18 protein-coding genes are annotated in these 20,191 nt (G+C 73.1%); 10 read left to right on the forward strand and 8 right to left on the reverse strand.

Annotated features, from left to right (window positions below; translation table 11 throughout):
* Nucleotides 1-144: 144 nt before the first annotated feature.
* Entirely contained in the window at nt 145-1,254 is a 1,110-nt protein-coding gene (locus OG488_RS21795) for a citrate synthase 2 (RefSeq protein ID WP_329231617.1), read from the reverse strand.
* A 258-nt stretch (nt 1,255-1,512) separates the two neighbouring features.
* Here OG488_RS21795 and pdxH point away from each other — a divergent pair, with 258 nt between their 5' ends.
* Both pdxH and OG488_RS21805 read left to right on the forward strand, forming a co-directional pair.
* The gene (gene pdxH, locus OG488_RS21800) at nt 1,513-2,145 is read left to right on the forward strand and encodes a pyridoxamine 5'-phosphate oxidase (protein ID WP_329231619.1); all 633 of its coding nucleotides are present in this window, start codon (nt 1,513-1,515) and stop codon (nt 2,143-2,145) included.
* A gap of 405 nt (nt 2,146-2,550) precedes the next feature.
* Nucleotides 2,551-3,936, forward strand: a complete 1,386-nt coding sequence (locus tag OG488_RS21805) for a PAS domain-containing protein (protein WP_329231621.1) — start codon at nt 2,551-2,553, stop codon at nt 3,934-3,936.
* Between the two features lie 54 nt (nt 3,937-3,990).
* On the opposite strand, the gene OG488_RS21810 is transcribed toward OG488_RS21805, so the two are convergent.
* On the reverse strand, nt 3,991-4,746 hold the full coding sequence (locus OG488_RS21810) for an SIS domain-containing protein (RefSeq protein ID WP_329238903.1): 756 nt from the start codon (nt 4,744-4,746) through the stop codon (nt 3,991-3,993).
* A gap of 209 nt (nt 4,747-4,955) precedes the next feature.
* Here OG488_RS21810 and OG488_RS21815 point away from each other — a divergent pair, with 209 nt between their 5' ends.
* A complete protein-coding gene (locus OG488_RS21815; RefSeq protein WP_277332540.1) occupies nt 4,956-5,648 on the forward strand; it encodes a metal-dependent transcriptional regulator in 693 nt (230 codons plus the stop codon).
* A gap of 732 nt (nt 5,649-6,380) precedes the next feature.
* Entirely contained in the window at nt 6,381-7,274 is an 894-nt protein-coding gene (locus OG488_RS21820) for an alpha/beta fold hydrolase (RefSeq protein ID WP_329238905.1), read from the forward strand.
* A gap of 33 nt (nt 7,275-7,307) precedes the next feature.
* Here OG488_RS21820 and OG488_RS21825 read toward each other — a convergent pair whose 3' ends face one another.
* Genes OG488_RS21825 through OG488_RS21835 form a run of 3 tightly spaced genes read right to left on the reverse strand, consistent with a single transcriptional unit; the run spans nt 7,308 to nt 10,488 of the window.
* Nucleotides 7,308-8,951, reverse strand: coding sequence for a transporter (locus tag OG488_RS21825; protein WP_329231623.1), 1,644 nt, complete (start codon nt 8,949-8,951; stop codon nt 7,308-7,310).
* Complete coding sequence (locus OG488_RS21830) at nt 8,948-9,772, reverse strand: ABC transporter ATP-binding protein (RefSeq protein ID WP_329231625.1); 825 nt, start codon at nt 9,770-9,772, stop codon at nt 8,948-8,950. Before OG488_RS21830 ends, OG488_RS21825 begins: the two co-directional genes overlap by 4 nt.
* A gap of 38 nt (nt 9,773-9,810) precedes the next feature.
* On the reverse strand, nt 9,811-10,488 hold the full coding sequence (locus OG488_RS21835; RefSeq protein WP_329231627.1) for a bifunctional DNA primase/polymerase: 678 nt from the start codon (nt 10,486-10,488) through the stop codon (nt 9,811-9,813).
* Between the two features lie 257 nt (nt 10,489-10,745).
* Between OG488_RS21835 and OG488_RS21840 the strand changes: the two genes are divergently transcribed.
* Together OG488_RS21840 and OG488_RS21845 are read left to right on the forward strand one after the other, a co-directional pair.
* Nucleotides 10,746-12,128, forward strand: a complete 1,383-nt coding sequence (locus tag OG488_RS21840; protein WP_329231629.1) for a transcriptional regulator — start codon at nt 10,746-10,748, stop codon at nt 12,126-12,128.
* Nucleotides 12,129-12,288: 160 nt separating this feature from the next.
* A complete protein-coding gene (locus OG488_RS21845; RefSeq protein ID WP_329231631.1) occupies nt 12,289-13,755 on the forward strand; it encodes a hypothetical protein in 1,467 nt (488 codons plus the stop codon).
* A 66-nt stretch (nt 13,756-13,821) separates the two neighbouring features.
* Here OG488_RS21845 and OG488_RS21850 read toward each other — a convergent pair whose 3' ends face one another.
* On the reverse strand, nt 13,822-15,081 hold the full coding sequence (locus OG488_RS21850) for an ABC transporter substrate-binding protein (RefSeq protein WP_329231633.1): 1,260 nt from the start codon (nt 15,079-15,081) through the stop codon (nt 13,822-13,824).
* Between the two features lie 174 nt (nt 15,082-15,255).
* Between OG488_RS21850 and OG488_RS21855 the strand changes: the two genes are divergently transcribed.
* Nucleotides 15,256-15,702 carry an SCO4402 family protein gene (locus OG488_RS21855; protein ID WP_329238908.1) on the forward strand — a complete coding sequence of 149 codons (447 nt, stop codon included), beginning with the start codon at nt 15,256-15,258 and terminating at the stop codon, nt 15,700-15,702.
* 28 nt (nt 15,703-15,730) lie between these two features.
* Nucleotides 15,731-16,630, forward strand: a complete 900-nt coding sequence (gene purU / locus OG488_RS21860) for a formyltetrahydrofolate deformylase (protein ID WP_329231634.1) — start codon at nt 15,731-15,733, stop codon at nt 16,628-16,630.
* A 42-nt stretch (nt 16,631-16,672) separates the two neighbouring features.
* Here purU and OG488_RS21865 read toward each other — a convergent pair whose 3' ends face one another.
* Nucleotides 16,673-17,959, reverse strand: coding sequence for a maleylpyruvate isomerase N-terminal domain-containing protein (locus OG488_RS21865; protein WP_329231636.1), 1,287 nt, complete (start codon nt 17,957-17,959; stop codon nt 16,673-16,675).
* Nucleotides 17,956-18,537 (reverse strand): RNA polymerase sigma factor, encoded by a 582-nt coding sequence (locus OG488_RS21870; protein WP_329231638.1) that lies wholly within the window; start codon nt 18,535-18,537, stop codon nt 17,956-17,958. The genes OG488_RS21865 and OG488_RS21870 overlap by 4 nt, the downstream gene beginning before the upstream one ends.
* A gap of 288 nt (nt 18,538-18,825) precedes the next feature.
* Here OG488_RS21870 and OG488_RS21875 point away from each other — a divergent pair, with 288 nt between their 5' ends.
* Both OG488_RS21875 and OG488_RS21880 read left to right on the forward strand, forming a co-directional pair.
* Nucleotides 18,826-19,200 carry an STAS domain-containing protein gene (locus OG488_RS21875; RefSeq protein ID WP_203181872.1) on the forward strand — a complete coding sequence of 125 codons (375 nt, stop codon included), beginning with the start codon at nt 18,826-18,828 and terminating at the stop codon, nt 19,198-19,200.
* Nucleotides 19,201-19,282: 82 nt separating this feature from the next.
* Nucleotides 19,283-19,819: an EF-hand domain-containing protein gene (locus tag OG488_RS21880; protein WP_329231640.1), complete on the forward strand. Its 537-nt coding sequence runs from the start codon at nt 19,283-19,285 to the stop codon at nt 19,817-19,819.
* Nucleotides 19,820-20,191 lie beyond the last annotated feature (372 nt).

Raw genomic sequence — 20,191 nt, forward strand, 5'->3', positions numbered from 1 at the left:
GTCCGGCCCGGCAGCCCTCTGCCGCTGCCGCACGGTGTCCTGGGGTTCAACGGGCGCTGAGCGGGGGCGGAGAGGCCCGCTCAGCGCCCGGGCGTGAACTCGGGCTGGTCGAGCACGGCCCTCTCCTGGATCCGGGCCGTCACCTCAGTTCCCCAGGTCCGCCAGCTGGTCGTAGCCCGCGATCTCGCGGGGGTCGCGCGTGCCGGGGCCGACGTACGTCGCGGAGGGGCGCACCAGGCGGCCCGTCCGCTTCTGCTCCAGGATGTGCGCCGACCAGCCCGCCGTGCGGGCGCAGCTGAACATCGACGTGAACATGTGCGCCGGGACCTCGGCGAAGTCCAGCACGATCGCCGCCCAGAACTCGACGTTCGTCGCCAGGACACGGTCGGGACGGCGGGCGTGGAGCTCCTCCAGGGCCGCCTTCTCCAGGGCCTCCGCCACCTCGAAGCGCGGGGCCGCCAGCTCACGGGCCGTGCGGCGCAGGACGCGGGCGCGGGGGTCCTCGGCGCGGTACACGCGGTGGCCGAAGCCCATCAGGCGCTCGCCCTTGTCCAGTGCCTGCTTCACGTACGCCGTGGCGTCGCCCGTCCGCTCGATCTCCTCGATCATGCCGAGCACCCGGGACGGGGCACCACCGTGCAGGGGGCCCGACATGGCGCCCACCGCTCCGGAGAGGGCGGCCGAGACGTCCGCGCCGGTGGAGGCGATGACGCGGGCGGTGAACGTCGAGGCGTTCATGCCGTGTTCGGCGGCCGACGTCCAGTAGGCGTCGACGGCCTTGACGTGCTTCGGGTCCGGCTCGCCGCGCCAGCGGATCATGAACCGCTCCACGACGGACTCCGCCTTGTCGATCTCGCTCTGCGGCACCATCGGCAGCCCCTGGCCGCGGGCCGACTGGGCGACGTACGACAGGGCCATGACGGCGGCGCGCGCCAGGTCGTTGCGCGCGGTCTCCTCGTCGATGTCGAGCAGCGGCTTCAGGCCCCACACCGGCGCCAGCATGGCGAGCGCGGACTGCACGTCCACGCGGATGTCGCCCGAGTGCACGGGGATCGGGAACGGCTCGGCGGGCGGGAGGCCGGGGTTGAACGCCCCGTCCACCAGCAGACCCCAGACGTTGCCGAACGACACGTGGCCGACGAGGTCCTCGATGTCGACGCCGCGGTAACGGAGCGAGCCGCCTTCCTTGTCGGGCTCGGCGATCTCCGTCTCGAACGCGACGACTCCTTCAAGTCCGGGTACGAAGTCGGACATCGGGCGGCTCCCTCGGCTCGGCGGCTGCATGACGGCCACGAAGGCCTGACCACGATACTGGCGGGTTACCACGACGCGGGGAAGGGTGACGTCCGGCACAGCCCGTCGGCTCGCGGAACCGGCGATCGCACCCTTGCCGCAAGGGACACCGGCCCGCTGCGGCAGGATGGCCCCGTGCCCACAGCAGATGCCACTCCGTCTTCCGCTTCCGCCTCCTCTCGCACCCCGTCATCCGATTGCACCACCGATCCGGCCGCGATGCGCGAGCAGTACCGCTCCGAGGACTTCGTCGAGAAGGACCTGGCCGCGGATCCCATGGACCAGTTCGCCCGGTGGTTCCGCCAGGTCGCGGGCGGCGGAGCGCTCCACGAGCCGAACGCGATGGTCGTCTCCACGGCCGACTCCCGGGGGCGGCCGTCCTCCCGCACGGTGCTGCTGAAGCAGTACGACGCGCGCGGCTTCGTGTTCTTCACCAACTACGGCTCCCGCAAGGCCCGCGAGCTGGCGGAGAACCCGTACGTCTCGCTGCTCTTCCCCTGGCACCCGCTCGCCCGCCAGGTCTCCGTCACCGGCACCGCGGCGCGGGTGAGCAGGGAGGAAACCGTCGCGTACTTCCGCACCCGCCCGCACGGCTCCCAGCTCGGTGCCTGGGCCAGTGAGCAGTCGACGGTGATCGGCTCCCGGCAGGAGCTGGCCGAGCGCTACGAGGGGCTGGCCGCCCGCTACCCGGAGGGCGAGAAGGTCCCGGCGCCGCCGCAGTGGGGCGGCTTCCTGGTCGTGCCGGACGCGATCGAGTTCTGGCAGGGCCGCGAGAACCGTCTGCACGACCGGCTCCGGTACGTCCGGGACACCCCCGACGCCGCGTGGCGTGTGGAGCGGCTCTGCCCGTGAGGGCGCGGCCGGTGACCTGCCGGCCGGTGCCCCGAGAACGCAGGAACCCGCAGGCTCTGGTCCCTCCTGACGGAGGAGCCGGCCGGATCTACCGGCGAGCCTGCGGGTCGGTGACTGCTTGGGTTTCGGCAGACAGCCTGCCGAGGTGCACAGTGTGCGACGACGGGCTGTCAGCCCGCAGCCACCTCACGAATCCGATAAGACTGCACTTTTCGGATCACCTCCTTTCAACGTGTGGGCACAGCCTAGGAACCTCCCCCGCGACCGCACAACCGAATTAACGGGACCCCCGGTGGACACCGGATTTCCGGGAAGTGGCTGTGTGGTGGCTCACGTTCGAGTTCAATGGTCTGACGTGCGGCAATGCGGAACGCGAAGCGGAACACGCCCTGCGGGAGGTACGGAGTGAGTGCTTCCAGGAGCACCGGGACCACCGACGCGATCGGCCCCGACGAAGACCCGGAGCGGATGCCTACGGCGGTGATCCCCGGCTCCCGGCTCCTCGCCGCGCTGCTCGACGGTATGGACGCCGCGCTCTGCGCCTTCGACGCGCACGGCACCATCACCCACTGGAACCGTGAGGCCGAGCGGATCCTCGGCTGGACCGCCGCGGAGGCCGTCGGGCGGCGGGGCTTCGCGGGGTGGGCCGTACGGAGCGCGGACGCGGGGGACGTGCAGGGGCGGCTGCTGGCCGTCATGGACGCACCCGGACGCCAGGTCCACGAGTTCGCCCTGCTGCGCAAGGACGGCGGACGCGTCCTGGTGCGTACCCAGTCCTCGGGGGTCCGAGGCGAGGACGGGAAGCCCGCAGGGGTGTACTGCGCCTTCAGCGAGGTGCACGCGCAGATCGATCTGGAGCGGTCGATCGCGCTCAGCGAGGCCCTGTTCGAGGACGCCTCCTGGGGCGTGGTCGCCGTCGACGTCGACCTGCGGCCGACCGTGGTCAACGCGTACGCCGCCCGAGCGCTGGGCGGCGGGCGCACCACGCTGCTGGGGCGCCCGCTGGGCGAGCTGATCGTGCAGGGCGTCGAGGACCTGGAGGGCGCGCTGCAGCACGTCCTCGCCGAGGGCCCCCCGTCGGCCCCGGCCGAGCTGTGGGTGACCCTGCGGACCTCCGAGGGGGACCGGCGGCGCTGCTGGCGCAGCGGCTTCCTGCGGCTGGCCTCCCCGCTGGCCGAGGAACCGGTTCCGCTCGGGGTCGGGTGGCTGTTCCGGGACGTCACGGCGGCGAAGCTCGCGGAGCAGGACGCCGACCGGGTGCGTTTCCGTGCGAACCAGCTGCACCGGGCCGCCCGCCAGGCGGCGGAGTGCGAGGACCCGATGGAGGCGGCGACCACGTCGCTGGACTACGCCCTGGCGGGGTTCGCCGACCACGTGGTGGTGGACCTGATGGCGGACCTCGCGGCGGGGGAGCGGCTCGTACGGGCCGCGGCCACCCCGTCCGACGCCCCGGGCCCCTGCCTGCCGGTCTCCGGCGGCCCGCTCCCGGTCCGGTACGCCCCGGGGCACCCGGCCCTCCAGGCCGTGGAGCGCGCGGGGTCCGTCCGTGCCGCCGCGCCCGCCGGGTCCGGCGCGGCATGGGCGGTGGAGCACCAGTGGCCCGGTGACTCGGTCCACGCCCTGTGCGTGGTGCTGCGGAGCCGGGGGCGGACACTGGGCGTGGTGACGTTCCTGCGCGCGGCGAACCGCAGCGCGTTCGAACGGCCGGACGTGGTGTACGCGGAGAGCGTGGCGGTCCGGGTCGCCGCCGCGGTCGACCTGGCCCGGCTGACGGCCGAGCCGGGGCTCTGAGGGGCCGGAGGAGGAGGGGCCCGCAGGGTTCGGGGTCCGCAACTCCGCCGGGTCTCAGTGCCGGTAGAAGATGCGGTCGCCGTACTCCCGCATCACGCGCCCGTTCCACTCGTGCCCGCCGTCGACGTTGCCCGAGCGCAGCAGCGGCGGTTCGATCCCGCGGGCGACGAGCTCCTCCGCCGCAGTGGCCATCATGGCCTGCATCAGCGCGCTGGTGACGACCGTCGACGCGGGCGCGAACGGCGCCTCGACGCCCTCCGCCGTCAGCTCCGCGTCACCGATCGCGATCTTGCTGTCGAGCACGATGTCGCAGTGGTCCCGGAGGAATCCGCCGGAGGCGTGCCGGGACTTGGTGCCCGTCGTGTACGCGACCGAGGTGACCCCCACGACCGTCAGTCCGAGCGCCCGCGCGTTCTGCGCCATCTCCACCGGCAGCGCGTTGCGCCCGGACAGCGAGATGATCACCAGGAGGTCGCCCGAGCGGGCCGGGCTGGAGTCGAGCACGGCGCTCGCGAGACCGTCCACCCGCTCCAGCGCGGAGCCGAGGGTGGCCGGCATGACGTCGACGCCGACGGTTCCGGGCACGGCGAGCAGGTTCATCAAAGCGAGGCCGCCCGCCCGGTAGACGACGTCCTGCGCGGCGAGCGAGGAGTGCCCGGCGCCGAACGCGAAGAGGCGGCCGCCGGCGGCGACGGTGTCGGCGATGGCGGCCCCCGCGGCGGCCACGGCTTCGGACTCCTCGTCGCGCACCCGCTCCAGCAGACCGATCGCTGCGTCGAAGAACTGACCGGCGAGCTTGCTGTCGCTCATCGAGGAGGCCTTTCCGGCGGGGTCGCGGGCCCGTGCGGTGCCCGTGTCGCGGATCACGTTGCGGTCTGGACCAGTGGACTGTCAATAGGGCTCGGGACCGGCCCCGCGCACCGACTCCCGACTGCGGGGCACGGTTGTCCGTGCTATGCGTCAGAATTGGTGGAGGGCCATCGCACGACGACTTCATGTCACAGCATCGAGGGGCACGTATGTCCGGACTGATCGACACAACGGAGATGTATCTCCGCACCATCCTCGAGCTCGAAGAGGAAGGCGTGGTCCCCATGCGCGCCCGTATCGCCGAACGGCTGGACCAGAGTGGTCCGACCGTCAGCCAGACGGTGGCGCGCATGGAGCGGGACGGCCTGGTCCAGGTCGCGGGCGACCGCCATCTGGAGCTGACCGAGGAGGGGCGCCGCCTGGCGACCCGGGTGATGCGCAAGCACCGGCTCGCCGAGTGCCTGCTCGTCGACGTCATCGGGCTGGAGTGGGAGCAGGTCCACGCCGAGGCGTGTCGCTGGGAGCACGTGATGAGCGAGGCCGTGGAGCGCCGGGTGCTGGAGCTGCTGCGCCACCCGACGGAGTCTCCGTACGGCAACCCGATCCCGGGTCTGGAGGAGCTGGGCGAGAAGGCCGAGGCCGATCCGTTCCTGGACGAGGGCATGGTGAGCCTGGCCGAGCTCGATCCGGGCGCGGAGGGCAAGACCGTGGTGGTGCGCCGGATCGGTGAGCCGATCCAGACCGACGCACAGCTGATGTACACGCTGCGGCGGGCGGGCGTGCAGCCCGGTTCGGTCGTCAGCGTGACGGAGTCGGCCGGCGGGGTGCTGGTCGGTTCCAGCGGGGAAGCGGCCGAACTGGACTCCGAGGTCGCCTCCCACGTCTTCGTCGCGAAGCGCTGACCAGGCCTTTCGCAGGGACCGGTGGCCTGCCCGCACATGCAGGCGCCGGTGCCGATGCACGTGCAGATGTGAGCCGGTAAGCCCGCTTTCTGTTTTCCGCCCGGAATCGCAGCGCCCGGGCGAAACGCGTGCCAGGCTGTGGCCAGGCATATGACCTGAGGGTGCCGGCAGCGTATGCCGCGCGGTCCGGGGAGGGAGCAGGGAATGCGCCCGTCGCAGTGGCACGTGCACCGCGAGGTGACTGCCGGGCGCTTCCGCGCCCCCGCGCTTCCCTCCGCCTCCCCGGCCGTGCGGTCCGTTCCCCTCTCCGCGTCCGTCCGTCGCTCCGTCCCCGTGATCCGCGGAGCGGCCACGGCCGCCGTCCGCCGCCCCGCTCCGATGGGCCCCCGCGCCGCCCCGTCCGTCCGCCGCGCGATGCCGGAGAGCCGCCCCGGGCGCGGCCTCATCCGTTCCGGAACAGGGGACGGCCCCGGCGCCCGAAGGTGCCGGGGCCGGTCCTCCCCTGCGCTGACCTGGAGCCCCGAGCTCTCGAGGTCAGTCCCCGCGGACCCCTGTCCCCGAGTGGTCCGCTTCCCGGAGAAGGTCTCCCCTGGGGGGCCGTCATCAATCCTGAACCGCTGTCACTCAAACGTGGGATGTTGCGAGCCGGAAGCAGGTTTTCGAATAAGAGTTCGATAGTCTGGCGCGCACGAACGCACGGTGATCGAGGACCTGAAGGGGGTGCCAGAACCTATGGTGCGGCGCATCGATGTGACCGGGTCGGACGGCGTGAGCCTCGCGGCCTGGGAGTTCGCCGATCCGCCCAAAGGGCGTCCGGAGGCCGGGCAGGCGCCCGGGATCTTACTGCTCCACGGACTGATGGGCCGGGCCACGCACTGGGCCTCCACCGCCCGCTGGCTCTCCGAACGCCACCGGCCGGTCGGCCTCGACCAACGCGGCCACGGGCGCAGCGCCAAGCCGGCCGACGGCCCCTACACCCGTGACGCCTACGTCTCCGACGCCGAGACCGCGATCGAACAGCTCGGGCTCGGACCCGTCACGCTCATCGGGCACTCGATGGGCGCCCTCACCGCCTGGCAGCTCGCCGCGAAGCGTCCCGACCTCGTCAAGGCGCTGATCATCTGTGACATGCGGGCCTCCGCCCTCGGGGCGGCCTCCCAGCGCGAGTGGGAGGACTGGTTCAAGACCTGGCCGCTCCCCTTCGCGACCCTCGCCGCGGTGCGGAAGTGGTTCGGCGAGGACGACCCCTGGGTGGAGCGGCCCAACCCCTCCCGCGGTGAGTTCTTCGCCGAGGTGATGGCCGAGAGCTCCGACGGCTGGCGGCCCGTCTTCTCCCAGGAGCAGATGCTGACGTCCCGGGCCACCTGGGTCTACGACGCCCACTGGGAGGAGCTGGCACAGGTGCGCTGCCCCACCCTGGTCCTGCGCGGGATCGACGGGGAGCTGGGCAGGGCGGAGGCCCAGGAGATGGTCCGCGTCCTGCCGCGCGGGCAGTACGCGGAGGTGGAGGACGCCGGCCATCTCGTCCACTACGACCGGCCGGAGGGCTGGCGCAGGGCGGTGGAGCCGTTCCTGGAGCAGCTCGCCGAGGACGTCCGGGGCGACCGGGAACCCGTCAGACCCTGATCCCGGGCGCCCCGCCCCCTCGGCCCGGTTCCCTCAGCCCTTGCTCACCGCGGCCAGGATCTCCGGGAGCCGGTCCGCCACGCGCGGTGCCGCCAGCCGTACACCCAGCCACCCGATGAACGCCCCGTACACCGCTCCCACCGGCAGCAGCAGCCACAACAGGTCCTGACGGTCCGCCACGTGCAGCCAGACCGTCAGTCCGATCACCGGCCCGCTGAGCACCGCGGCCGCCACCATGCCGCCGAGGATGGAGATCCAGGCGAGCCCGGCCTGCCCCGGGACGACGTTCTTGAACGCCCCGTCCTGCGGGATCGAGTACGGGAACAGCGCCGACGCCAGCGCGCCCGTCGCCAGCATCGCGCCGAGCAGGGCGAACGACAGGCCCACGACCCCCGGCAGCGCCGCCCAGTCGCCGAGCACGGCCGCGGTCACCGCCGTCACCAGGACCGTGTACGGCAGGGTGATCAGCAGCAGGGAGAGCGCCCGCGCCCGCAGTTCGAGGTAGGCGTCCCGGGTCGAGGAGACCGACAGCGCCACCATCCAGAAGGCGGAGGTGTCCTGGCCGAACTGGTTGTACATCTGCATGCCGAGCATCCCGGCGGCGAAGCACGCGAAGTAGGCGGACCCGGTCCCCTGCGCCGCGTTGAGCACCGGCACGATCAGGCCGATCGCCAGCGCCGTCACCCAGGACGCCTTGGTCTTCGGATCCCGCACCACATACCGCAGGCTCCGCTGCATCACCGTGGCCGTACGCCCCTCGGGAAGCAGGGCGAAGAGCCCGGAGCGGTCCGCGCCGGACCGCTTGGCGGACGGTTCGGCGGCGGCGACCGTGGAGCCGTCCGGAGAGGTCATCAGCTTCGTCAGGCTCCGCTGCCACAGCCACATCAGGCCGGCCAGCGCGAGGACCGCGAGGAGCAGCTGCGCGAGCGCCGTCCCGTACGCACCCTCGGAGGCGGACGCCACCGCCCCGAGCGCCGAGGCCGGCGGCAGCCAGCGCACCACGTCCGCGACGGGTTCGAGCGAGGACAGCCCGCCCGCCCGGCCCAGGCTCTGGGCGGCGAAGTTGACGAACTGGATCCCCACCGCGATCACCAGACCGCTGAGCACCGCGAGGTCGCGGCCCTTGCGCGAGGTCAGCAGACGGATGTTGGCGGTGGCGACGGACCGCGCCAGCGCCACACAGACCAGCAGGGTCAGCGGCACGGCCGCCAGCCCGAACACCACCGCGGCGGCGCCGTGCGCCACCGCGATCACCGAGCCCAGGGCCAGGGCGAGCGTGAAGAGCGGCCCGATGCCGATCAGCGAGGCCACCAGCAGCGCCCCGATCAGCGGGCGGGGCCGCAGGGGCAGCATCACCAGCCGGCTCGGGTCGAGGGTCTCGTCGCCGCTCGGGAAGAACAGCGGCATGACCGCCCAGCCCAGCGCCACCACCGCGGTCATCAGCACCACCAGCGTGCCCGCCTGCGCGTGGCCGCGGAGCGCGACCAGACCGACGACCTGGCCCGCCGCGAGCAGCACGGTGACGACGAGCGACGCGACGTAGGCGGCCCGCCGCCCGGACGACTGGCGCAGACCGTTGCGCAGCAGCGTCAGCTTGAGCCGTACGAAGACGGGGACGAGGCCCTGACCGCGCACGGCCGGGACGGCGGTTCCCGCGGGGGCGTCCAGTACCGTCACCGGGCACCGCCCAGCCAGTCCAGGGACTCCCCGGTGTCCCGGACGCCCGCGCCGACCAGTTCGAGGAAGGCGTCCTGGAGGGAGGCCGCCTCGCCGCGCACCTCGGCCAGCGTGCCCTGGGCCCTGATCCGTCCCGCCGCCATCACGGCCACCCAGTCGCAGAGGGACTCGACGAGCTCCATCACATGACTGGAGAAGACCACGGTCGCGCCAGAGCGGGTGTAGCGCTCCAGCACCCCGCGGATGGTCTGCGCGGACACCGGGTCGACGCCCTCGAACGGCTCGTCGAGGAAGAGCACCTCGGGGTTGTGCAGCAGCGCGGACGCCAGTCCGATCTTCTTGCGCATCCCGGTCGAGTAGTCCACGACCAGCTTGTGCTGGGACCCCGCGAGATCCAGGACGTCGAGCAGCTGGGTGGCCCGCTTGTCCACCTCGGCGCCCGGCAGGCCGCGCAACCGTCCCGTGTAGCCGAGGAGTTCACGGCCGGAGAGGCGCTCGAAGAGCCGCAGCCCCTCCGGGAGCACCCCGATCCGGGACTTCACCTCGACCGGGTCCCGCCACACGTCGTGGCCGCCGACCTCGATGCGGCCCATGTCGGGCCTCAGCAGCCCGGTCACCATGGAGAGCGTGGTGGTCTTCCCCGCGCCGTTGGGGCCCACCAGGCCGATGAACCTGCCGGCGGGCAGCTCCAGGTCGATCCCTCCGACCGCGACCTGCTCGCCGAACCGCTTCCACAGTCCCTCCACCCGCACGGCCGGGGGTGGCGCCGGAACGGCCCCCGCCACGTCGGTCCCGCCCGCGCTGTCCGCCTGGTCCGGCATGGCACTGCCTTTCGATATCCCCGCCTGTGGGGACCACCCTACGAAAGACGGCTCCGGGCGTCGGCCGCTTCCCGTGCACAGGCGTACGCGAGCGGGCTGATCAGCTCGTCCGCGTCGGGCAGCCACAGGTTGGCGCGGGAGGGCCGGCGGGCCCACTGCACCGCGCCGCGTCCGGCCAGCCGGGTCGGAGGCCCGGCCACGTAGTCGCCCTCGCCGCGCCCCACCAGCCGGATCGCCCTGGCGTCCCAGCCCAGTTGCCGTACGAGGTCGGGCGCCTTGGCCGCGGCGCCCGGCTGGGCGAAGAACAGCATGCGCCGGTCGGGCGTCCGGGTCACCGGCCCCGGCGTGAGACCCATCCGCTCCATCCTGGCCAGGGCCAGGAACCCCGCCGACTCCGGTACGTCCAGGGCGTCGAAGGTCCGGCCGGCCGGCAGGAGGACCGAGGAGCCGGGCTGCCGGGACCACATCCGGCGAGCCGCGGCGGCGCTGCCGGTCGCCTGGCCGGCCCAGTCCGGCCGGGTGGGATGGGCCCCGGGGGCGCCGCAGGCGGCCTCACCGCACGAGCAGCGCTCCGTCCCCCCGACGGCCTCGAGCCAGGTGCCCGGGAACACGTCCCAGTGCCGCTCCTGGGCGTACCAGGCAGCGGCCTCGAGCAGCTGTTCGCCGCGCTGTTGGGGGACCTGGGGGGCTTCCGTCACTCCGATGGGCTCTTCCACGCCCCACTCAACTCCCGGCGTCACCTGGGGTTACGGGCGCGCGTGCGCCCTTCCGGAGGGATCGATCCTGCATATGGGGCGCACGGAGGCACGGGCGGGGGCGCGTGTGAGCGAGTGCACCGATGCGGGGGTAACCACTTGCTGGACTGTGCCAACTCACCACCGCTCGTACCAGATACAGATGAATATGCGCATTTCTCGTGCCGTGCCGGGCATTGATTGCTTCACTGAATCACTGCGGTCCCAGGGGGAAAAAAATGGCAGCCAGGCCTCTCGTCGCCCGCCAGCCGAACGAACGGCTCCAGACGCTCATCCAGGAGGCGGCGTGCTCCAACGCCGGCCTCGCACGCAGGGTCAACATGGTCGGGGCGGAGCGGGGGCTGGACCTCCGCTACGACAAGACGTCCGTGGCCCGCTGGCTCCGCGGGCAGCAACCACGCGGCAGGGCGCCGGGAATCATCGCCGAGGCGATCGGCCGCAAGCTCGGCCGCACGGTCACGATCGACGAGATCGGCATGGCCAACGGCAAGAGCCTGGCCTCCGGCGTCGGCCTGCAGTTCGCGCCCACCGTGCTCGGCGCCATCGAGCAGGTCTGCGAGTTGTGGCGCAGCGACGTGGGCCGTCGCGACCTGCTGTCCGGGTCGGCGGTGGCCGCCTCCGCCCTGGTCGAGCCCAGCCGTGACTGGCTGATCACGGGTGCGGACCCGCAGGTGGCGCGGACGGCCGGGAGCAGGGTCGGCATGCCGGACGTGGCGGCGGTCAGGGCGATGACGGCCGCGCTCGTCGACCTGGACCACCGTTTCGGCAGCGGGCACGTCCGGCCCGTCCTGGTGCACTACCTCAACAGCGTGGTGTCCGGCCTCCTTTCGGGGTCCTACCGCGACTCGGTCGGCCGCGAGCTGTTCGGCGCGGTGGCCAGACTCACCGAGCTCGCCGGGTACATGGCCGTCGACACGGGCCAGCCGGGGCTGGCGCAGCGGTACTACATCCAGGCGCTGCGCCTGGCCCAGGCGGCGGGGGACCGGGCGTACGGGGGCTATGTGCTGGCCGCGTCGATGAGCCACCTCGCGGCGCAGCTCGGCAACCCCCGCGAGATCGCCCAGCTGGCGCGGGCCGCGCAGGAGGGCGCGCGGGGCCGGGTGACCCCCCGGGCGGAGGCGATGTTCCACGCGGCGGAGGCCCGGGGCCACGCGCTGATGGGCGACGCCCGGACCTGCCAGGCGGCCGCGGGCCGGGCGCTCGCGGCACTGGACCAGGCCGACCCGGAGACGGGCGACGACCCCGCCTGGATCGCCCACTTCGACGCGGGCTACCTGGCCGACGAGCTGGCGCACTGCCACCGGGACCTGGGGCAGGCCGAGCCGGCGGCCCGGCGGGCGAAGGAGGCACTGGCGTCCCTCCCGGAGTCCCGGACGCGGCGCAGGGGCATCGGCCTCGTGCTGCTGGCCACCGCACAGGTGCAGCAGCGCGAGGTGGAGCAGGCGTGCCACACCGGGCTGCGGGCGATGGAGCTGCTGGGGACGGTGCGCTCCAGCCGGGGTGCCGAATATCTCGACGACCTCCAGCAGCGGTTCGAGCCGTACGCGAACGAGCCGTCCGTCCGGGAGTTCGGCGCGCGGCTGGAGCTCCAGGCCGCCTGACCGGCCCCTTCCGCGAGTTGACCATGAACAGCGCCGTGGCCGCCTCACGCGTCACCCGCGGTGTGAAGGGGTGGTGAGCGCCCTTGGGCGCTTGGCGCCGGGCCGTGGCCACCCGGTAGCGTGAGCCGACGATTCCATAGGTTCACACGTAGGAGTCCCGGTGACGCAGAGCGGAGAGGGCGACGAGCCGCAGCTTCCCGCTGTACGGCCCGCGCACGAAGGTGTCGTACTGCCCGCGGAGGGTGGCGCCCCCTGGCAGGCAGGTGGCACGGCGGGCGGGCAGCAGGGCCAGGCCGTCCCCGCGGGCGGGCAGCCGTGGGGCCGGCCCTGGGGGCCGCAGGACCCGCACCAGGACGGCCTGCCACCCGGTCAGCTGCCACCGGAGCAGCACCAGCAGGACCCGTACCAGCAGCAGCACGGGCAGTACCAGCCCCCGCAGCAGCAGTACGGGTACCCGCAGCAGCCGCATGACGCCTACCAGCAGCAGCAGCACCAGCAGCCGCAGCACCAGCAGCCGCAGGCGTACGCGCAGCCGCTGCCGCCCGAGGCCGGTTCCCCGGGGCCGGGCACGGGTCAGGGCGGGGACGCCGACGCGACGCAGTACATCGCGCCGGTCCCCGGCGGCGCCTTCCCCGGAGGGCTGCCGCCCGAGCGCCCGGCGGACGCCACGCAGTACATGGGGCGGAACGCCGCCCCCGGGCAGCCGTCCGACGCCGACGCGACCCAGTACATACCCCCGGTGCCCGGCGGCGCCCCGTACGGGATCCGGCCCGGAACCCCCGGCGACCGGCAGCCCCCCGCGGAGTTCGACAGTCTCTTCCGCAACGACGGGCCCGCGGGCTCCACGCAGCAGATGCCCCGCTTCGACCCAGGGCAGCAGCAGCACCCCCAGCAGCCGCAGGGCGGTCAGCCGTACGCGGGGGGTCCGCAGGGTCCCCACGACGGTTACGGAGGCCCTGGCGGGCAGGAGCCGGACCAGGACCCGGGCCCGGCGCGCAGACGGTCCCCGCACATCCCGCTGATCGCGGCCGTCGTCGTCGGCTGCGCCGTCATCGGGCTCGGCGCGGGCGCCCTCATGAGCGGGGGCGACGAGAGCCCCTCGGACGACAAGCAGCCGGTGGCCTCGCAGAGTTCGTCCGCGGGCGAACCCTCAGCGGAGGCGGCCGATCCCGCGAAGCCGCAGGCCGAGGCGCTCGACAAGCTGCTCGCGGACAGCAACAACAGCCGGTCTGCGGTGATTGGCGCCGTCGAGAAGATCAAGGCCTGCCAGGCGCTCGACCAGGCGGCGAGCGATCTGAAGGGCGCCGCCCAGCAGCGCCGCGGCCTGGTGACCCGGCTCGAGGCGCTGAGCGTCGACCAGCTCCCGGACAACGCCGAGCTGAAGGCATCCCTGACCAAGGCGTGGCAGGCGTCGGCCGAGGCCGACGACCACTACGCGGCGTGGGCCGGTCAGGCCAAGGGCAACAAGAAGGTCTGCAAGGGCGGCCGCGCCCGCTCCACCGACGCGACGGCCCGGGCCAACGCGTCCAGCGGCGAGGCCACCACGGCCAAGGGGAAGGCCTCCGGGCTGTGGAACTCCATCGCCCAGAAGTACGGGCTGACCGAGCGCGCCCCCACGCAGCTCTGACGCGGCTGCCTCCGGTCCCGGTGTCCTCACCGCGGACCGGAGGCGGACGGGCGGCCGTCGGCCGCCCTAGGGTGCGTTCACCAGGGCGTCCCTGACGTCCACGAAGCCCTTCCGCTCGGCGGTGAGGCGCCCGTTCCGGACCACCTGGAACGTCACCCGTCCGTTGACGATGCGCGCGTAGGGGGCCGTGCCGACCATGTCCTGGAAGCGCCAGCGCAGGACCGGGGTGAGGCCCCCGGTGTCCACCTCGGTACCGCGGTTGAGGCTGACGGACATCGCGCCCGCCGTGATGTCCGGCGCGTCCATCGCCTCGACGACCGCCTTGAGCACGGTGTAGGCGATCCAGGTGGTCTGCACGCCCGTGTCCGCGGGATCGATCCGGTTGTCCCCGAAGGCGTACCTGCGGATCACCTCGCGCATCTCGTTCCAGCGGGCATCGCCGGACTCCGGGTACCAACCGGTGACGAGGGCCCCCTCGAAGGGGCTGTGCGGCCCGCCCGTACGGTCGATGAGGCCCTGGCCGACACTGCCGAGCACGGACGAGATCCGCACCTCGCTGCCCTCCGGCTCCAGGCGCCGGAAGGAGTCGAAGAACGTCTCCGTCCCCTTGCCCAGCACCGCCGTCACACAGCCGCCGCCCGCGTGGGCGAGGGCCTTGGCCGCCTCGGCGTCGTACGACGTGGCCCCTTCGGCCGCGCTGATGTCGTAGGACGCGGCGCGGTCGCTCCGGCCCAGGCTCGCGTCCAGGAGCCCGGGCATGGTGTCGCCGACCAGGGTGTCGGGCCGCACCAGCGACACCCGCTCGCAACCGGCGGCCAGCTGCTCGCCGTTGCCCGCGACGAGCGCCGGCTGCCCGCCGTTGACCGGGTAGGAGAGATAGCTGGTGAACTCGTCGGCGGACGCGCCGTACCCTCCTATGTACGGGATCCCGGCCGCCTCCAGCGGAGCGAGGAAGGCCCGGCCGTACCGGCTGTACGAACCGACGACCGCGGCCACGTCCTCGTCGGCCGCCCGGCGCGCACACTTCGAGGCCCCGGCCGCGGTGTCCTGCTCGTTGCAGGTGAGCACCCGCAGCTCGTGGCCGTCGATGCCGCCCTTCTCGTTGATCCAGCGGGCGTAGGTCCTCGCCATGGCCGGCATGCCCGCCATGTTCACGGAGTCGGCGCCGGTGGTGTCGGGAGCCCACGTCATCACGGTGACGGGCTCCCTGGAGCCCCCCGGGACTCCAGGGATCACCCCGCAGCCGGACATCAGCAGCGCCCCGGCCGCCACAGATGTGAGGACTGTGCAGGGGCGGGGGGAGGAGGAGCGTCGCCATCCGGTCATGGGCATGAACTTTTGCGGTTCACGGGTAACGCCCCGGTGTGCCGTGGTCAACGCACGGTGACGCGGAGGTGAATTGCGGGGGCCCGTGCGCGGCCCCCGGGAGGGAACGTACGATCGGCAACCGTGCAGCAAGGTTCGGAGAACACTTCCCGTCGCGGCCGTCGCTCCTCCACCATGGGCGGCATGCCGCTCAACGACATGCCGTGGTGGCGCTGGCGCAGCAACGTGCGCTCGGCGCTGCACATGCTCTCCGACCCCGTCTTCCACCACGAGTGCTGGCTGGCCGGCCGGGAGGGGTACGGCGACGTCACCGACGCCGTGTACCGCCTGGTCGAGGACACCTGGCTGGACAACTGGTCCGCCGAGAAATACGTGGGAACGATCTTCCGCGACACGGCCGAGGCCGCCCTCGTGGACGTCGCCGCCCTGCGGGTGCTGCGCATCATGCACCAGATAGGCGCCGACGCCCCCGTCTCGGCCTACCTGGAGCACCCGGGCTGGCAGGAGGCGGTCGTGGCCGCCCGCGAGGCCCATGTGATGCTCGCCACCAACGACGGCGAGGACCCCGACACCCCGCCGCGGTCCCTGGACGTGCTCCGCATCATGACCAGATCGGCGTGACCCGCGGGCGGTGTGGCACCCTACGGGGATGACCGCGCAGCAGCCCGCCGAATCCGTACCCGCTGCCTCGGACGCCCCCGCCGAGCAGTACGTCCTCACGCTCTCCTGCCCCGACAAGCAGGGCATCGTGCACGCCGTGTCGAGCTACCTCTTCATGACCGGCTGCAACATCGAGGACAGCCAGCAGTTCGGCGACCACGACACCGGTCTCTTCTTCATGCGCGTCCACTTCTCGGCGGACTCCCCGGTCAGCGTGGAGAAGCTGCGGGCCAGCTTCGCCGCGATCGGGGACTCGTTCCGGATGGAGTGGCAGATCCACCGGGCGAGCGACCGGATGCGGATCGTCCTCATGGTGAGCAAGTTCGGGCACTGCCTCAACGACCTGCTGTTCCGCTCCCGCACGGGCGCGCTGCCCGTCGAGATCGTCGCGGTCGTCTCCAACCACACGGACTTCGCCGAGCTCGTCGCCTCGTACGGCGTCCCCTTCCGGCACATCCCCGTGAACAGGGAGAACAAGGCCGAGGCCGAGGCGCAGCTGCTGGAGCTGGTCCGCGGGGAGAACGTCGAACTCGTGGTCCTGGCGCGCTACATGCAGGTCCTCTCGGACGACCTCTGCAAGCAGCTGAGCGGCCGGATCATCAACATCCACCACTCCTTCCTGCCGAGCTTCAAGGGCGCGAAGCCCTACCACCAGGCCCATGCGCGCGGTGTGAAGCTGATCGGTGCCACGGCGCACTACGTGACAGCGGACCTCGACGAGGGGCCGATCATCGAGCAGGAGGTCGAGCGCGTCGGACACGGCGTCACGCCGGACCAGCTCGTGGCCGTCGGGCGCGACGTGGAGTGCCAGGCACTGGCCCGCGCCGTCAAGTGGCACGCGGAGCGCCGCATCCTGCTCAACGGCCGTCGTACGGTCGTCTTCGACTGATCCCGCGGCACCCGGGCCCGCCGCGGCCGGCGCCCGGCCGGTTCAGAGACGGCTGAGGGAGGCGGCGGCGAAGAGGACGTCGCGGATCGCCTCGCGGTCGCCCTCCTGGCCCGCCGCGGCCTCGACCGGCAGCACGTGGCCGGCGACGAGCCGGCAGAACTCCACCCCGTCGAGCGCGACCTGCGCGACCGTGTGGGCGGGGGAGCCGAGGGCGGCCGGCGAGTCCAGGGCGATGTACCAGTCGCCACCGCCACGGCCCTCGACCTCCAGGTGGAGGGAGCGGCCCGGGGATCCCGCGGTGACCAGGTGGCGGGCCGGTGACGCCAGCCCCGCGCGGCGGCGCCCGGCCAGGGTGGCGGGCAGCAGCCGGGCCGCCAGGTCGATCATCCCGTGCAGATGGGCGGCGGCCGGCGGCTCGTAGGGGTAGTCCACGGCGTCCGCGATGTCACCGCCGTGGATCCAGCACTCGAAGGCCCGCTCCAGGAGCGAGTCCTGCAGCGGGAGGGCGAAGCCCCCGTACGGGACGGAGAGCTCCGCGACGCCGCGGCCGGCGAACGACACCGTGCGGACGAGGGAGTGGCTCTGGTCGCGCCAGGGCTCCCGTACGGCCCGGGTGGGCGGGCGGAGAGCGGCCGACCAGTACGACTCGGTGCGCTCGGTCGGCGCCACAGGCCTGTCGCCCTTCCCGAGCGGGTCGTCCAGGCCGAGCGCCCTGGACGCCAGGCCGTCGACGGCCACGAGGTGGCCGATCACCCCGGCGACCGTCGTCCTGCGGTTCACCTGCCGGTCGTCCTCGAACCACTTCAGCCGGACCGGCGCGTGCCACTCCGCGTCACCGATGTCCCGCAGCAGCGCGTCGAGCCGTGCGGTCTCCGCGTCGTAGGGCGCGGCCCAGGAGGGGACGGGGATGCGCGCCGGGCGGCGGCCCAGACAGCCCTCCAGGACCCGGGACCGGAGCATCGGGTCCAGGTCCAGGGTGCCGTCGGTGTGCAGCAGCCCCACGGCGTCGCGCAGGCGCAGCGCCTCGTCGGCGCAGGGTGCGCACGCGGTGAGGTGGTCCTCGACGGCCGCGGTCTCCTGCGCGGAGCACGCGGCCAGGGCCCATGCGCCGAGGAGGGACTTGAGCACCCGGTGGGGGAGCGCCGGGGCGGGTGGATCCGGTGGCTCCGGCGGAAGGGGAGGATCCGGGGGCTCCGGCGGCTGCGAGCCCCCGGAGGGGACGGCCGGGGGAAGCCGCTCCTGGTCGTCCGCGGCGGCCCGGGGCCCCGGTATGCGCCGCTCGACCGGCCGCTCCCCGTCGCGGCCGTCGCCGCCGTGGCTCCCGCTCACGGTGTCGGCCCGTAGCCGGGAGGCGCCGAGTCCGCCGTGAGGCGGGTGTTCGCGGTGGAGAGCAGCTGGAGCCCGAGGCGGAGCCGGCGCCTGGCCTCGTCGCCGGTGACGCCGAGGTCGGCGGCCGCCTGCCGGTAGTCCCGGCGCTGGACGTACGCGAGCTCGAGCGCGGCGCGCAGCGGCGCGGGCATGGAGGCGACGATGTAGTCGGCGCGGGCGGCGGCGGTGGCCTTCCGTACCCGGTGCTCCATCTCCTCGGCCCGCCCGTCGCCGTCGGGGCCCTCGTCCTCGCCGTGCGTGTCCCGCAGCCGCCGCACCGACCGGCGGTGGGTGAGCCGCGCCACCCAGGAGCGCATCGAGCCGTGCTTGGGGTCGTAGGCGTCGGGGTTCTCCCAGACGTAGCCGAAGACCTCGCGCGTCACCTGGTCCGCCGCGTCCTCGTCGTCGAGCATGCGGTGGGCCTGGCTGTGCACGAGGGCGGCGAACCGGTCGTAGAGCTCACCGAGGGCCGCCGCCTCGCCACGCGCCAGCCGCTGCTGCATCCGGCGGTCCCAGCGCGGTGGTGCGTCCTTCGCCATCCAGCCCCCAGCCCTGTGCCTCTCGTCACGTCGAATGTAGTCGTCGGCACAGTCGGGGCATGCACCTTTCCGGCAAGTACGTCCCTCGAGTGGCGCCGAATGATAGGGAACGCTTCACCCCTTGCCTTTTCCTGATCGCGTAAACGATCCTGAAGTGATCATTTCTGTACGAATCCTGTGCCGGGCCCGGGTGTGGAAGGGTGTTTCGCAGGCGGGTACGCGGGCAGCCGCGAGGTGGAACGGAAACTTCCGGATCCTCCGGAGCCCCGGAACGAGAGGCCGAGTCGCGTGACGCTGAAGGTGTACGAGACCGAGCAGGACGCGTGGACCGTGCTGCGGATCCACGGCGAGCTCGACCTCGTGAGCTCACCCGTCGTGCGTCAGTCCGTCCACGGGGCGGTGGCCGCGGGGCAGCACGACGTCGTCCTCGACCTCTCGGGTGTCCTCTTCTGCGACTCCAGCGGCGTCGGCGTCCTGATCGCCTCCCGCCGCCTGATGAAGTCCTGCGGCGGACGGCTGCGGCTGATCCTCCCGGCCCGCGGCGCCGTCGACGGCTCGCACGTCAACAAGGTGCTGGGCGCGCTGGGTGTCCGCCGCCTCTTCGACGTCTACCCCGACGCCGACGCGGCGACCGACGACGAGTCCCGGCCGCTCACCGCGTGACGCGCCGGTTCGCGGCGAGGCCGTGACCTCGCTGAAGGGAGTCAGTGACACGTGACGCCGCCCGGCGTCGTACGCTCCCCGCATGGACAGCGCAGAGTACGAGCGCAAGATCGCGCACCGCTTCGCCGCCTTCGACCAGGACGGCAACGACTACATCGACCGCGCCGACTTCAACGCCGCCGCGGCCCGTCTGCTCACCGAGTTCGGAACGACGGCCCGCTGCGACCGGGGCCAGTCGCTCTACACGGGGGCCGAGGCCTTCTGGCAGGGCATGGCCGGCATCGCCGACGTGGACGGGGACCAGCGGGTCACCCGGGAGGAGTTCGTCGGCGGAGCCGTGAAACGGCTGCGTGACAACCCCGAACGCTTCGCGGAGATCGCACGCCCCTTCCTGCGCGCGGCGATCGCCGTGGCCGCCGGCACGGACTCCGAGGGCGGCGCACCCGTGGCCGCCCCGGTCGCCGCGGTGGAGCGCGCCCTGCGCGTCCTGGGAGCGGCGGACGACATCGCGGGCGTCGCGGCCCGGAGCCTGGACACCGACCAGGACGGCCGGATCGCGGAGGCGGAGGCGGTCGCCGCCTTCGCCGCGTACTTCACCGTGATCGAACCCGACGCGTAGTCGGGCCTGACCGGACAGAGGCGCGCGTCCGGCACCCGGCGGCGTGCGGGATGTGCGTCAACACGCCCAAGGGTGCAAGCAGTTCGTGCTCCGTCTCCGATCCGCCCCCGGGCGGGCCGGAGTGCCGACCGCCGGGCGGTCGTGGCTGACCGGAGACGTACGGACCGTGTGCCGTGCGTGACGCAACGCATCCGGGCGCGGGGCGTGCTCCCGGGGCGGTCTGTCACCGGGCGGAGTCGACGGCGCTCTCTCGGGTACGCTCCGTGGGATGCGAGTGGTACGGGAACCGAAGGATCCGGGTGCGCCCCACGGGGCGGCCCCGGGTGACGCACGGCGCCCTGCTCACTCCCCACGGAGCTGCGGCAGGCCGAC

It is taken from the genome of Streptomyces sp. NBC_01460 (assembly GCF_036227405.1).
In the GTDB taxonomy this organism is placed as follows: Bacteria; Actinomycetota; Actinomycetes; order Streptomycetales; family Streptomycetaceae; genus Streptomyces.

What these genes read in the sequence shown, in the direction of transcription:
- OG488_RS21795 (WP_329231617.1), bottom strand. Translation starts at nt 1,254, where the DNA reads ATGTCCGACTTCGTACCCGGACTTGAAGGAGTCGTCGCGTTCGAGACG.
- pdxH (WP_329231619.1), top strand. Translation starts at nt 1,513, where the DNA reads ATGCGCGAGCAGTACCGCTCCGAGGACTTCGTCGAGAAGGACCTGGCC.
- OG488_RS21810 (WP_329238903.1), bottom strand. Translation starts at nt 4,746, where the DNA reads ATGAGCGACAGCAAGCTCGCCGGTCAGTTCTTCGACGCAGCGATCGGT.
- OG488_RS21815 (WP_277332540.1), top strand. Translation starts at nt 4,956, where the DNA reads ATGTCCGGACTGATCGACACAACGGAGATGTATCTCCGCACCATCCTC.
- OG488_RS21820 (WP_329238905.1), top strand. Translation starts at nt 6,381, where the DNA reads ATGGTGCGGCGCATCGATGTGACCGGGTCGGACGGCGTGAGCCTCGCG.
- OG488_RS21830 (WP_329231625.1), bottom strand. Translation starts at nt 9,772, where the DNA reads ATGCCGGACCAGGCGGACAGCGCGGGCGGGACCGACGTGGCGGGGGCC.
- OG488_RS21840 (WP_329231629.1), top strand. Translation starts at nt 10,746, where the DNA reads ATGGCAGCCAGGCCTCTCGTCGCCCGCCAGCCGAACGAACGGCTCCAG.
- OG488_RS21850 (WP_329231633.1), bottom strand. Translation starts at nt 15,081, where the DNA reads ATGACCGGATGGCGACGCTCCTCCTCCCCCCGCCCCTGCACAGTCCTC.
- OG488_RS21855 (WP_329238908.1), top strand. Translation starts at nt 15,256, where the DNA reads ATGGGCGGCATGCCGCTCAACGACATGCCGTGGTGGCGCTGGCGCAGC.
- purU (WP_329231634.1), top strand. Translation starts at nt 15,731, where the DNA reads ATGACCGCGCAGCAGCCCGCCGAATCCGTACCCGCTGCCTCGGACGCC.
- OG488_RS21870 (WP_329231638.1), bottom strand. Translation starts at nt 18,537, where the DNA reads ATGGCGAAGGACGCACCACCGCGCTGGGACCGCCGGATGCAGCAGCGG.
- OG488_RS21880 (WP_329231640.1), top strand. Translation starts at nt 19,283, where the DNA reads ATGGACAGCGCAGAGTACGAGCGCAAGATCGCGCACCGCTTCGCCGCC.